The following is a 13,196-nucleotide window of genomic DNA, read 5'->3' as shown; positions in this document are numbered from 1 at the left end:
CGCGCCCTTCGCGAGCAGGCTCGCTCCCACATGGGATTGCATTCCAACTGAAGGAATGTGATCAAAATGTGGGAGCGAGCCTGCTCGCGAAGATGCCCGTTCAGGCGCTACAAGGCATCGATCAAACCATCCCGCCCAGCTTCAACTCACTCTTCAAATACGCATAATAAATCGGCCCCGCCACCACCCCCGGCAATCCGAACGCCGCCTCGAACACCAGCATCGCCAAGAGCAACTCCCACGACTTGGCACTGATCTGCCCGCCGACAATCCGCGCGTTGAGGAAGTACTCGAGCTTGTGGATAACGATCAGATAACCCAGCGCCGCGACCGCCACCCAGATCGACAGCGACAGACCGACGATGGTGATCAGCGTGTTGGAAATCAGATTGCCGATCACCGGCAGCAGACCGAGCAGGAAGGTCAGCACGATCAGGGTTTTGGTCAGTGGCAGCTTGACGCCGAACATCGGCAGGATCACCGCGAGGAAGATCCCCGTGAAGAAGGTGTTGAGCAAGGCGATCTTGATCTGCGCGAAGACGATATTGCGAAACGCTTGAACCAACAGGTGCAGACGGTCGAACAGCGCCGCCGCCAGCGGTTTGCGTTTAGTCAGGTCGGGGACGCGCTGCAGGGCGATGATCGCGCCGAGCACCATGCCGATCAGCAGCGTCACGAACATGTGCGCGGCGTCTTTGCCGACCAGTTGCAGCTCGGAGAGATGCTTGCTCAGCCATTCGCCTATCGCCACGCGAAATTCACCCGCACTGGCCGGTAGATAAGCATCGATGAATGGCGGCAGTTGCCCACGCGCGCGATCAACCACGCCCATGAATTTATCGAGTGAGGCGCCGGGGTTTTCCGCTTCGTGCAAGAGAAAACTGATCGCGCCAGCAAAGAGCAACGCCAGCACACTGACCACCAACGTACCCAGCAACGCCACCGCCAGCCAACGCGCGCGGCGGCCTTCGATCAGCCGCTGCAACTGTGGGGTGAGCATGTTGACCAGCTCGAACACCAGCAACCCGGCCAGCAGGCTCGGCAGCAAGCGCAGCGGCAGCACCAGCAGCAAACCGCCGAAAATAATGATGCAACTGACCCAGAACACTACATGACGCTCAGAAAACGTTGGCATACAGCCTCAAAACGAACGGCGTAAAAGGATTGGCAGTCTGCCAGCGTTCCGGGGTGAGCACTAGGTATATGCGGTTCGCCCCATCGGGCCTCATCGCTGGCAAGCCAGCTCCAACAGGTTAAGCGTTGAACACACATTCAGGGAACAGCCGAAATCCCTGTGGGAGCGGGCTTGCCCGCGAAGAGGCCAGCCCAACCGCCACGGATTCAGATGATCACTTTTTCTTCAGGCAATCACTCATGAAGGTCTTGCGCGCATCGCCGGTCAGCGCTTTGGTTTTCGCGTCGGCATTGCAGGTCTTCATTTTTTCCTGCTGCGGGGTCAGAGTCTTGCCGTCGTTGGCGGCCGGCGTTGCCTTGAGGCAGGTGCTCATGAAGGTTTTACGCTCATCGCCTTTCAGACTCTTGGCGGTCGCATCGGCATTGCAGGTGGTCATTTTGTTCTGTTGCGCCGTGGCGGCGAAACCCTGGGAACACAGGAGCAAACCAATCATCAACAAAGGCACACGCAACATCTTCATGGAGTTTTCTCCTTGTCGCCGCACCGATGGGGGCGGCCTCTGCCGAAGTGTAGTCAAAGCTTGTTACACCTTCCTGCCCTCCAGATGGCTACGGCGATACTGCTCCGGCGCACAGCCCGCCTGACGGGCGAACATGGCGATGAACGCCGAGCCGCTGCTGTAACCGAGGTCGAAGGCAATTTCCTGCACGCTGCGCGACGTCTCCAGCGCTTCGATCGCGGCCAGATAACGCAGACGCTGGCGCCATTCGCCGAAACTCATTCCCAGTTCACGGACGAATTGCCGCGCCAGCGTGCGCTCGCTGACATGCACTTGCAGCGCCCAGTGTGCCAGCGGCTGATTGTTGCCGGGCTCGGCCTGCAAGGCTTCGAGAATCGCCAGCAAACCTGGATGACTCGCGTAGGGCAGATAACACTCGTGCACCGGAGCCTGTTGCAGTTGATCGACCAACACCTGCGCCAATCGCTGATCGGCGTCGAGTTCAGGGATCTTCACGTCGCGGGCGGCGAAGTCCTTGAGAATCGCCTTGAGGATGTCGCTGATCGCCAACGTGCAAGCGCGCCGGGGCAAGTCCGCGCAGACCTTGGGATCCAGGCACACCGCGCGATAGTTGACCGGTTGATGGCTGTAAAAACTGTGCTCGACCTGCGGCGGCACCCACACCGCATACTGCGGCGGCGACATAAAACGACTACCGTCGACGTCCATGTGCAGCACGCCGTGCGCCGCGTATTCCAGCGTGCCCCACGGATGACGGTGTGGTGCGGCGAATTCATGGGCGTTGAAATCGGCGTAGCGGAAATACACCGCCGACGGCAGCTCGCTGAAATCCAGCAGATCGATGTGTTTACTGTTCATGCTGTCCGGTTTCAGAGGCAGGTTGTCTGGTTCGAAGTATAGGCCTGCATCCAGACAAGGGATAATTGCGCTTCATCAACGTACTGGTTTCAACTCATGCAATACGCGTTTCCACTGCTGGCGATTTTTATCTGGGCCGGCAATACCGTGATCAACAAACTGGCGGTCGGGGCGATTTTCCCCGCTGAGATCGGTTTCTATCGCTGGCTGCTCGCCGGGTTGCTGTTCACGCCATTCATGCTCAAAGCGGTGATCGCGCACTGGCCACAGATTCGCCCGAACCTCGGCAAGATTTTCGTCCTCGGCGTGCTCGGCATGGCGGTGTATCAGAGCCTCGCTTACTTCGCCGCCACCCTGACCACGGCAACCAACATGGGCATCATTCTGTCGCTGATGCCGTTGATGTCGCTGACGATGGCGATCATCAGCCTCGGCCAGCGTCTGACGGCTGGCGCGCTGGTGGGTGCGGTGCTGTCGTTCGCCGGCGTGCTGGTGGTGGTGTCATCCGGCAGCCTCGGCGCACTGTTGCAACACGGGGTGAACATGGGCGACGCGATGATGTTGATCGCGACCCTCGCCTATGCGATTTACAGCACGTTGCTGAAGAAATGGCAGCTGCGCTTGCCGCCGCTGGTGTTGTTGTATTTGCAGGTGCTGGTGGCGATTGTCGTATTGTTTCCGCTGTACGCCGCTTCGCCGAAAACCGGTTTGACCGTGCAGAACATTCCGCTGGTGTTGTATGCGTGCCTGTTGGCCTCGATGGTTGCGCCGCTGGCGTGGATGCAGGCGGTGCAGCGCTTGGGGCCGAGCCGGACGACGTTGTTTTTCAATCTGCTGCCGCTGATTACCGCGCTGATCGCCGCGGTGGTGTTGAAGGAGCAGTTGGCGATGTATCACCTGGTGGGCGGGTTGTTGACGTTGGGCGGGGTGATTCTCTCCGAGCGTTGGACCACCGTGTTGGGTCGCCGAATCAGCGTTGCCTGATGGCTGCGATCTTTTGATCCTAAAGGCCCGCAGCCTCAAGCCGCGCCGCATGCTCGACAAACAGCCGCACCGGATCCGCACCTTTGCCCACCAGCCCCAGCGACTGGTTAACAATGTCGAAGTGATCCAGCGGATAGTCATCGCCAATCACCGTGCCCAAGTGCGAGCTGTAGCGTCCGACCATGCCGTCACACTGCCCCGGCTCGCGCACGAAGGTTTTCGCGAACAACCGGCAACTTCGATTGGTCCCGTCAAACAGATTGCCGCCACGATCGGTCTTGCCCGGCTGCAATGTCCCCGACCACGAGTAATAACGCACGCCGTTGACCTCTTCCGGCCCATGCCCGCCCCAGGTTTCCGGCAGGCCCTGTGGATAACGCTGATTGAACAGCGCGACGCCCTCGGTCGTCAGCGACTGGTGCGACGCGTGAATATCCACCGGCAATTTCGGCCCGTGATAACCGGTCTCGAGCAACGCCATCAGCCATCCGACGAAACGCAGCAACGCCTCAAGCAGACGGCCCTTGGCGCTGTTTGCCGGATAGTGTTTTTGCAGATAGTCGGCGAGTTCCGATCCATGATTAGGGCCGGCCACTGACGTCACCGAGGCGACCAGGTCCGGCCGTTTTGCCGCCGCATAGCGCGCCGTCAATGAACCCTGACTGTGGCCGAACAGGTTGACCTTGGCTGCGCCAGTCTCACGCAAGATCTCATCGATCTGCGCCAGCAACTGCTCGCCGCGCACTTCGGTCGAGTTAAGCGGGGAAACCTGCACCGCGATCACCGTTGCACCACCACGGCGCAATGCCTTGATGATCCCGTACCAATACGGATAGAGCACCAGCCGGATAAACCCGAGCATGCCCGGCACCAGAACGAGTGGATAACGCGTCGACATGGGCAAACATCCTTGTGGTCGGTGAGTGGAGACAAGGCGTGCAAAACGCCCGCCAAGCCTCCTCCCTGATGATGACAACTCAACCATCAGCCTACTTCAGGCCCTCCGGCCCCGCCACCGCCCCAGTGAAACCGCCCTTTGGCGGCACGCAACGGGGTCGCGCAAAACCGATAAAACTTTTTGCTTCGCGCATGACTCACAACTTGGGTAGCGACCACGGCCGCAGAACGTGGCGCCCATCGGATTAGCCTCCAGGAGATTGAAATGAGCGACGACCTGCATCTGTCAGATGTCCAAACACTGCGCGATCGTGCGCGCCAACACGTCGAAAACGGCGCCGTCACCGAGGGCTACAGCGCCAACCGTGAAGAGGTGCTGCGCTTGCTCAACGAATCGCTGGCCACCGAACTGGTCTGCGTGTTGCGCTACAAGCGCCACTACTTCATGGCCAATGGCGTAAAAGCCCACGTCGCCGCTGAAGAGTTCCTCGAACATGCCAAACAGGAAGCCGAGCACGCCGACCGTCTGGCCGAGCGCATCGTGCAATTGGGTGGTGAGCCGGAATTCAATCCCGACCTGCTGTCGAAAATGTCCCACGCGCAATACGTGGCCGGGAATACCCTCAAAGAGATGGTCTACGAAGACTTGGTGGCCGAGCGGATCGCCATCGACAGTTATCGTGAAATCATCCAGTACATCGGTGAGAAAGACCCGACAACCCGGCGGATCTTCGAAGATATTCTCGCGCAGGAAGAAGAGCATGCCGATGACATGGCTGACATCCTGAACGACCTCTGATACCTGATGACTGATCGTTCCCACGCTCTGCGTGGGAATGCAGCCCGGCACGCTCTGCGTGCCTTTTTTATGCCGAACGCGGAGCGTCCGTTGAGGCATTCCCACGCAGAGCGTGGGAACGATCGGTAACCGCCTTCGCGAGCAAGCTCGCTCCCACATTGGGATGCATTTCAATGTGGGAGCGAGCCTGCTCGCGAAGGGGCCCTAACGGGGACCGATTATTTAGTCGGTCTGACGGTAACCGGCGCCTTGCCCGCCTTCATCTGCTCCAGCAACGGCGCACACTGATTCGGCTCACCGCCACTCGGCGCCACCAGCGCCAACAACCCCGCCGCCGGCGCAGCGATCACGCCCAATGCAACCATCCCCGCCCCGCGCAGCATCAACGGCACGGCCTTCACGCCCGCATCCGGCTTGATGAACTTGCCGCGCACGTACAGCGGCGAGCGCAGGGAGATCAGACGCCAGCCTTTCGATTCCGGCGTCACCGTCAGATCCAGCTGCTCGGTGGCCATGTTCGCCGTGCCGTCGATGTAGATGATCGCGTTCTCGGTATCGAAGACAAACAGCTGCGTGGTCGCCAGACCGGTCTTGATGTCGAAGTCAGCGGCGGCGCAATTGATCTTCACTTCCTTGTCGCCAAAAATCTTGCCGACCACGTAGTTACCGACGTTGAGCCCAGCCAGTTCCATTAGCTCGCGGCTGATAGCGCCGTCATTGATCAACATCTTCAGTTTGCCGTTGGCCCCGCCCAGCAGCTTCGCCACTGAGTTGCCGCGACCGCTGATATCCGCGTCGCCATTAAGCTCACCGAAACTGGTTTTCATCGGTTCAAAAGTCGGGAACAACTCTTTGAGCTTGAACCGCCGCGCAGTCAGTTTGGCCCGGCCTTCCAGCGGTTCGGTACGGCCGTTGAGGCGGATCTGCGCATCAAGGTTGCCACCGGCCACGCCGAAGCGCAGCGGCTCCAGGCTCAGTTCGCCGTCGTTGAGTTTCAGATGGGTATAAAGGTCGGTGAACGGCAGCTTCTCGCTGTGCACGATGCGCTTGCCGGTGAATTCGACGTCGGCGTCCATCGTGCGCCAGCGGTCGGTTTTGAATTCTTCCACGGGCAGCACTTTGTCCGCCGGCTGCTTGCTCTCGCCGCCGCGAGCCTTTTGCTTGTCATTGGAGTCGGCGCCGATCAGCGGTGCGAGGTCAGCGAACAGCAGTTGGTTCGAGAGCAGCGCGCCGCTGAGTTTTGGCCGTGGCTGGCTGGCGACGAAGGTCAGGTCACCATGAATGTCACTGCTGCCGATCTTGCCGTTGAATTGCTCATAGGTGAATTTCGCCCCGCCGGCGTCATGCAGCTTGGCGATCAGGTGACCGTCGGTGGAATACGGCGGCGTGTCCGGCAGCGTCACACCGGTCAGCGGGTAGAGATTGCCGAGGCTGGCGCCGGCCAGTTTCAGGCGCAGATCGAGGGCGCCAAGGTTCAACGGATCAGTCAGCGTGCCGGCCAGTTCGATGCTGGTGTCGCCGATTTTTGCCTGCGCCTGCAACGGGAAGGGTTTGCTCGCGTCCTGCAATGCCAGCAAGCCGCCGATCTTGCCCTGACCGGTAAGGTTCTGCGCGTGATATTGGCCTTTGACCTTCAGGGCAAACGCATAATCCTGCGGCGCACCGCCCTTGTCCTGCGCGGTTTTCGCCGCTTTGGCGCCGACGATGTCGCTGTAAGGAATAGGCTTGCCCAGCGGATCGATCAATACATCCAGATTGGTTTTGAGAGTTTGATCGTCGAGGGTGACGTGGCCCTTGTCGAAACCGATGGCGCCGATGTCGACCACCCAGTTCGACGGTTCGGCATTCGGGTCTTTCGGATCGAATTTGAACGTCCAGTTCGCGCGGCCATCGGCCAGACGTTGCAGGTCGGCGTTCGGTTCGGTCAGGTCAATGCGCGGAATCACCACCCGTTGCGCGAGCAAGGCCAACGGCGAAATGCGCAACTCGACACGTTTGAGCGTGACCATCTGCGGTTTCTTCGACCAGTCCGGGTTGCCCAGGCTCAGGTCCTCGGCGACCACATGCGGCCACGGCACCCACGCCCGCCAGCCGCCTTCGTCCGGCTCACGCTGCCAGATCACCGCGAGGTTGCCATTGATGGCAAACGGTCGATGCAACTCTTCGGAGACTTTGGCGTTGAGCGGCGGTTTGATCCGGTTCCAGTCGAAGAACACGATGATCAATACCAGCACGGCCAGTAGCAGCACGAGGATGGCGAAGGTCCAGCTGAAGATTTTTCCAGTGCGCGTCATGCACAAAGCTCCTGATCACGACCGCCAGCCAATATCGCGGCGAACGGCTGAAACGGCGGGCCAATGCGGCCCCTATGAATTCTGTGACTGGCAAACGGCCCGCAGGTTTAATCGAAAGTCCGATTAAGGCGCAAAAATCCGGGTGAAATCTGACCGATCAGTCGAACAGCGTTACCGCGGCCCGCACATTTGCGAGGCGCGAGTGAGTCGAAAATACCCACCACGGTGCAAAACCGTCGCCCGGAAAGCCGCGACCTAGAGCCTCCCGACAGAACAATCAATTCTGTTGATTATTACCATTGCGTTTATGAACTTTTATATCGACTTATCGAGAGTAGCATTGCCCTCGTACCCACTTTATCGCCCTCCCAAGGAGCATCCCATCATGAAACGCCAATTACTGCTCAGCCTTACCCTTTCAATGCTAGCCAGTACTGCATTTGCCCTGCCGGCTGCTGAACAAGCCACTCCGCAAGTGAAATCCAGCCACTCGGTATTCAGCCAAACCGTAGCTTCCGACGGCAGCGACCGCACTCCACAAGGTCAGACTCTGGCTGAAAACGGCCGGAATCGTCTGGAAGAAAAAGGTCTGGTGCAAGACGGCTATGACAAGACGCCACAAGGCCAAACCGTAGCCGAAGGTGGCCGTGATCGCCTCGAAGAGAAAGGTCTGGTTCAAGACGGTTCCGATCGCACCCCACAAGGCCAGACCCTGGCGTCCGACGGTAGCGACCGCACGCCACAAGGCCAGACCCTCGCATCCGATGGCAGCGACCGCACTCCACAAGGTCAAACCCTGGCTTCTGACGGCAGCGACCGCACCCCACAAGGCCAAACCCTTGCCGAAGGTGGTGGTGACCGTGTAATCGAACGCAACAGCAAATTGAGCTAAGCCCATGGCGGCCTCGAAAAAAAGCCCAATCCCCGGATTGGGCTTTTGACTTTTCTGCCCCTCTGAAATCCTCGCTGCATGCCCTCCCGTTCGACGCCGACAAAGCCGATTTGCTAGAGTGCGGCGCTTGTCCTGCCGAAGAACACTTCCTGCGATGCTGCCCCGCGCCGAACAGAAGCAACAGACCCGCAACGCCCTGATGGACGCTGCCCGCCACCTGATGGAAAGCGGCCGAGGATTCGGCAGCCTGAGCCTGCGCGAAGTGTCGAAAACCGCCGGCATCGTGCCCACTGGTTTCTACCGTCACTTTGCCGATATGGATGAGCTGGGCCTGGTGCTGGTCAGTGAAGTCGGCCAGACCTTTCGCGAAACCATCCGCTTGGTGCGGCACAACGAATTCGTCATGGGCGGCATCATCGATGCGTCAGTGCGGATTTTTCTGGATGTGGTCAGCGCCAATCGTTCGCAATTCCTGTTTCTCGCTCGCGAGCAGTACGGCGGCTCGCTGCGGGTGCGTCAGGCAATCGGGCGACTGCGCGAAAACATCAGCTCCGACCTGGCGTCCGACCTGACGATGATGCCCAAGCTGCAGCACCTGGATGCCGACGGCCTGAGCGTGATGGCTGACCTGATCGTCAAATCGGTGTTCGCCACCCTCCCCGACATCATCGATCCGCCCGCTGAAGCGCTGCCGGAGCATCTGACGCCGCAGGCGAAGATCACCCAGCAACTGCGCTTTATCTTTATTGGCCTCAAGCATTGGCAAGGGCTAGGCAGTACCGAGTAATTCCCCTTATTACTGACACAACAAATTCCCCCTGTGGGAGCGAGCTCGCTCCCACATTTGGTTCGGCGCATCAGCCTCCATTTGGTGCATAAAAAATTCTTCACGCACCAAAACCTTCCATATTCACCCGACTTCTTGAAACATCCAGCGCACTCCGACAGGGATTTCCTACATCCCGTCCAATTGGCAAGGCCCTTGCTCTAGACCAATCATTGTCCACTGCTGGAAGTTTTCCGATGCTGGTGATTCACCGCAGAATCGACCCTCAACCCGTCTGGGCCGCCGAGTTGCACCTGACCTTCGAAGCGCGGAGCAAAAGCCGTTTGCGCTGTTTCAGTGCCGAGGGCGAAGACGTCGGGTTGTTTTTGGAGCGCGGTCAGCCGCCGCTGTTTGACGGCGAATGCCTGCAGGCCGAAGACGGCCGAATCGTCCGCGTCTGCGCCCGTCCCGAGCAACTGCTGCACGTCACCTGCGCCAATGCGTTCGAACTGACTCGCGCGGCTTATCACCTGGGCAATCGCCACGTCGCCCTGCAAGTCGGCGATGGCTGGCTGCGTCTGCTCGACGATTACGTGCTCAAAGCCATGCTCGAACAACTCGGCGCGCAGGTCGAAGCCATCGAAGCACCGTTCCAGCCGGAACACGGCGCTTATGGCGGCGGCCATCACCATTCACGACACGGCGACGAAGACTTCAACTACGCGCCGAAGCTCCATCAGTTCGGCGTACGCCTGTGAATCCGGCCTGGGCGCTGCTGCGCCTGGCCAGTCCGCAATTGCCGATTGGCGGCTACAGCTATTCGCAAGGCCTGGAAATGGCGGTGGATAACGGCCGCGTGAACAATCCGGACAGCGCGCGGCGCTGGATCAGCGATCAGTTGCTTTTGAATCTGTCGCGCTTTGAAGCGCCGTTGTTGCTTGCGCATTGCCAAGCAGCGGCGGATGAAAACTGGAGCGAGTTGCTGATCCTCTGTGAAAGCCATCGCGCCAGCCGCGAGACCCGCGAGTTGCATCTGGAGAGCCGGCAGATGGGTTATTCGTTGCAGCAATTGCTCAACGGCTTGCCGGAACTCGACGGGTCCGCGCGAAGTTTTCTCGAACAATGCAGCGAACCGCATCTGGCCCTGTGCTGGGCGCTGGCCGCGCGCGCTTGGGGCATCAGCCCACAAGACGCCCTCGCCGCTTGGTTATGGAGCTGGCTGGAAAACCAGCTCGCCGTATTGATGAAAACCCTGCCGCTGGGCCAGCAAGCCGCCCAGCGCCTGACCAGCGAATTGCTGCCGTTACTGCAACAGGCGCAGCAGGACGCGACCCGAATCAATCCCGAACACATCGGCAGCGCCGCGTTCGGTCTGTCCCTGGCGTGCATGGCCCACGAGCGCCAGTACAGCCGCCTCTTTCGCTCCTAGGAGAAACATTCATGAACACACAACCTCTGCGCGTCGGCATCGGCGGCCCGGTCGGTTCCGGCAAAACCGCGTTGACCCTGGCCCTGTGCCTGGCCCTGCGCGAGCGCTACAACCTCGCCGTGGTCACCAACGATATTTACACCCGCGAAGATGCTGATTTCCTTGTGCGCAATGAAGCCCTCGCGCCGGAGCGGATCATCGGCGTGGAAACCGGCGGCTGCCCGCACACGGCGATCCGCGAAGACGCCTCGATCAACCTTGAAGCGGTCGATCAACTGAACCGGCGCTTTCCGGGGCTGGATCTGATTCTGGTGGAGTCCGGCGGCGATAACCTCTCGGCCACCTTCAGCCCGGAATTGTCTGACCTGACCATCTATGTGATCGACGTTTCCGCCGGCGACAAACTGCCGCGCAAGGGCGGGCCGGGGATCTGCAAATCCGATCTGCTGGTGATCAACAAGATCGACCTCGCGCCGTTGGTGGGCGCTTCGCTGGAGATGATGGACAGCGACACAAAACGCATGCGCAACGGCAAGCCGTTCGTCTTCAGCAACCAGAAAACCGGTCAGGGCCTTGAAGCCATCATCGCCTTCATCGAACGCCAAGGCCTGCTGACCGCAGCCTGATTCACTTTTCAACAAGGAAGCTTATTCATGACACTCAAACGCATTCTCGGCGCCGTGGCGCTGCTGCTGACCCCGGCACTGGCCTTCGCTCACCCGGGGCACGGCGACAGCGGTTTGATCGCCGGCATCAGCCACCCCATCGGTGGCCTCGACCATCTGTTGGCGATGCTCGCCGTTGGTTTGTGGGCCGCGCAGCAGCAAGGCGCGGCGCGCTGGGCGCTGCCATGCACGTTTGTCGGCACCATGCTGATGGGCGGCATGCTGGGTTTTGAAGGGCTGGAATTGCCGGCACTGGAAGGCGGGATTGCCGCTTCCGTGCTGGCGCTGGGTCTGGCGGTGGCATTGGCGGTGCGTCCGCCTTTGCTGATGGCGGTGGTGGCGACGGCGGTGTTTGCGTTGTTCCATGGGGTGGCGCATGGCTTGGAGCTGCCGGAGATGAGCAGTCCTTGGGCGTATGCCGCCGGGTTTGTTGCGGCGACGGCTGCGTTGCATGCCGCGGGTTATGCGGTGGTGCGTTTCCTGCCGCAGGCGGCTGCGCCGTTGGTGCGACTGGCAGGCGCGGCTTCGGCGGTGACTGGTGCCTGGTTGCTCGCGGGCTAGTTTGTATTGTCTGAACTTACCTCTTCGCGAGCAGGCTCGCTCTCACAGTTTTGTGTACGCTGCAAATCCACTGTGGGAGCGAGCCTGCTCGCGAAGGCGGACTGACAGACACCGCGTCTCTAAAGGCCGCCGCTCTGCTACCATGTCGCGCAATCGCCCCAGCCGTGACGACGTCCGCCCATGCCCCACGCTTCCCGCTCCACCGCCCTGCCTGAATTGACCGCCCTGTTCGGCGCTGTGCAACAGCACTTCGTCAACGTGATCGTGCCCCTTTGGCAAGGCCCGGGCTGGAACGCCGACTTGGCTCTGCCCTACGAGGCGCTGGACGCCGCGCATGTGCCGTTGCCAGCGCAGCGCTATCGCGCAATGGCCTGCGCACGGCAGCTGTACCTGTTTTCCAGTCTGATCGGGGTTGTGGATAACGCTGATGTCCGCGCCGCCGCGCTGTTTCGTTCGCTGCAACGGCACTTCCATGATGCCGAGCATGGCGGCTGGTTCTACAGCATCGACGCCCACGGCAAGCCGCTGGATCAGCGCAAGGATCTCTACACCCACGCCTTCATCCTGTTCGCCTGCGCACATTATTGGGCGAAGTCCGGCGATCCGCTGGTTGAGTCGACCCTGAATGCGGCGCTGGAAATCATTGGTCGGCGCTTTGCCACCGGTGACGGCCTGTACGAAGCGTGCCTGAATCGCGACTGGATCACCCTCGAAACCGGGCCACTGCAGAACCCGTTGATGCACCTGGCCGAGGCCTTCCTCGCCACCTTGGCGGTGCGCGAAGATGCCCAGACGCAGAAGGCGCTGCTGGAGTTATGCACAGCCATGCACAAGCAGTTCGTCGATCCGCAATACGGCGTGTTGATGGAGAAGCCGCTCGGTGCTGTGGATAACTGGTACGAGCCGGGGCATCAGTTCGAGTGGTATTTCCTGCTCGAATCGTCAGGGTTGCTGCGTGGTTCGAAACTGCATGCCGCGCTAGATAGGGCGTTTGCGTTCACCGAGCAATATGGAGTTGTGCAGGCATCCGGCGCGGTGCGGGCGATGCTTGATCTGGAAACCGACGGACGCCCACGAGATTCGACCCAACGGATCTGGGCGCAGGCTGAATATCTGCGTGCGCTGACCTTGCGTCAGGGCAGTGAAGCGGTGGTGCTGCGCCAGTTGCAGGCGTTGCAGCAGCGGTTTCTGCATGCGGGTGGCTGGTATGAGTGCCGGGATGAATTGGGTGAAGTCAGTCGCAAGGACATGCCTTCGACCACCCCGTATCACTTGGCGACTTGCTATAGCGGCATTGCTGAATATCTTCGCTGATTTATAAATCGCTTTCGCGAGCAGGCTCGCTCCCACATTGAAACTGCGCCGAACACACTATTTGTGGGCAGCACAAATCGAC

General features: G+C 60.2%; 14 protein-coding genes. 9 read left to right on the top strand and 5 right to left on the bottom strand.

The window, feature by feature from the left end; translation table 11 throughout:
* Positions 1-121: 121 nt before the first annotated feature.
* From ACQ4OE_RS16310 to ACQ4OE_RS16300, 3 genes are all read right to left on the bottom strand, one after another.
* Positions 122-1,135, bottom strand: coding sequence for a hypothetical protein (locus ACQ4OE_RS16310; RefSeq protein ID WP_122593755.1), 1,014 nt, complete (start codon positions 1,133-1,135; stop codon positions 122-124).
* Between the two features lie 214 nt (positions 1,136-1,349).
* A complete protein-coding gene (locus tag ACQ4OE_RS16305) occupies positions 1,350-1,655 on the bottom strand; it encodes a PsiF family protein (RefSeq protein ID WP_158959355.1) in 306 nt (101 codons plus the stop codon).
* Between the two features lie 63 nt (positions 1,656-1,718).
* Positions 1,719-2,513, bottom strand: coding sequence for an AraC family transcriptional regulator (locus ACQ4OE_RS16300; RefSeq protein WP_430947217.1), 795 nt, complete (start codon positions 2,511-2,513; stop codon positions 1,719-1,721).
* A 96-nt stretch (positions 2,514-2,609) separates the two neighbouring features.
* On the opposite strand from ACQ4OE_RS16300, the gene ACQ4OE_RS16295 reads away from it, so the two are divergent.
* Positions 2,610-3,497, top strand: coding sequence for a DMT family transporter (locus tag ACQ4OE_RS16295; protein WP_430947216.1), 888 nt, complete (start codon positions 2,610-2,612; stop codon positions 3,495-3,497).
* Between the two features lie 19 nt (positions 3,498-3,516).
* On the opposite strand, the gene ACQ4OE_RS16290 is transcribed toward ACQ4OE_RS16295, so the two are convergent.
* Positions 3,517-4,395 (bottom strand): alpha/beta fold hydrolase, encoded by an 879-nt coding sequence (locus tag ACQ4OE_RS16290; RefSeq protein ID WP_430947215.1) that lies wholly within the window; start codon positions 4,393-4,395, stop codon positions 3,517-3,519.
* Positions 4,396-4,659: 264 nt separating this feature from the next.
* On the opposite strand from ACQ4OE_RS16290, the gene ACQ4OE_RS16285 reads away from it, so the two are divergent.
* On the top strand, positions 4,660-5,193 hold the full coding sequence (locus ACQ4OE_RS16285; protein ID WP_430947214.1) for a ferritin-like domain-containing protein: 534 nt from the start codon (positions 4,660-4,662) through the stop codon (positions 5,191-5,193).
* 218 nt (positions 5,194-5,411) lie between these two features.
* Here the strand turns inward: ACQ4OE_RS16285 and ACQ4OE_RS16280 are convergent, their stop codons facing one another.
* On the bottom strand, positions 5,412-7,487 hold the full coding sequence (locus ACQ4OE_RS16280) for an AsmA family protein (protein WP_430947213.1): 2,076 nt from the start codon (positions 7,485-7,487) through the stop codon (positions 5,412-5,414).
* A gap of 385 nt (positions 7,488-7,872) precedes the next feature.
* On the opposite strand from ACQ4OE_RS16280, the gene ACQ4OE_RS16275 reads away from it, so the two are divergent.
* From ACQ4OE_RS16275 to ACQ4OE_RS16245, 7 genes are all read left to right on the top strand, one after another.
* Positions 7,873-8,379 carry a hypothetical protein gene (locus ACQ4OE_RS16275; RefSeq protein ID WP_430947212.1) on the top strand — a complete coding sequence of 169 codons (507 nt, stop codon included), beginning with the start codon at positions 7,873-7,875 and terminating at the stop codon, positions 8,377-8,379.
* A 154-nt stretch (positions 8,380-8,533) separates the two neighbouring features.
* Positions 8,534-9,166, top strand: coding sequence for a TetR family transcriptional regulator (locus ACQ4OE_RS16270; protein ID WP_122593770.1), 633 nt, complete (start codon positions 8,534-8,536; stop codon positions 9,164-9,166).
* 236 nt (positions 9,167-9,402) lie between these two features.
* Positions 9,403-9,903 carry an urease accessory protein UreE gene (gene ureE, locus ACQ4OE_RS16265; protein ID WP_095121871.1) on the top strand — a complete coding sequence of 167 codons (501 nt, stop codon included), beginning with the start codon at positions 9,403-9,405 and terminating at the stop codon, positions 9,901-9,903.
* Positions 9,900-10,574, top strand: coding sequence for an urease accessory protein UreF (locus tag ACQ4OE_RS16260; protein WP_430947211.1), 675 nt, complete (start codon positions 9,900-9,902; stop codon positions 10,572-10,574). The genes ureE and ACQ4OE_RS16260 overlap by 4 nt, the downstream gene beginning before the upstream one ends.
* 11 nt (positions 10,575-10,585) lie before the next feature.
* Positions 10,586-11,200, top strand: coding sequence for an urease accessory protein UreG (gene ureG / locus ACQ4OE_RS16255; RefSeq protein ID WP_053116815.1), 615 nt, complete (start codon positions 10,586-10,588; stop codon positions 11,198-11,200).
* 27 nt (positions 11,201-11,227) lie between these two features.
* Complete coding sequence (locus tag ACQ4OE_RS16250) at positions 11,228-11,800, top strand: HupE/UreJ family protein (RefSeq protein ID WP_430947210.1); 573 nt, start codon at positions 11,228-11,230, stop codon at positions 11,798-11,800.
* Between the two features lie 180 nt (positions 11,801-11,980).
* Positions 11,981-13,114 carry an AGE family epimerase/isomerase gene (locus ACQ4OE_RS16245; protein WP_430947209.1) on the top strand — a complete coding sequence of 378 codons (1,134 nt, stop codon included), beginning with the start codon at positions 11,981-11,983 and terminating at the stop codon, positions 13,112-13,114.
* Positions 13,115-13,196: the final 82 nt, after the last annotated feature.

Source organism: Pseudomonas sp. WC2 (assembly GCF_050586545.1).
Taxonomy (GTDB): domain Bacteria; phylum Pseudomonadota; class Gammaproteobacteria; order Pseudomonadales; family Pseudomonadaceae; genus Aquipseudomonas.
Note: the sequence above shows the minus strand (reverse complement) of the source record. Positions and strands in the feature narration are given on the sequence as shown.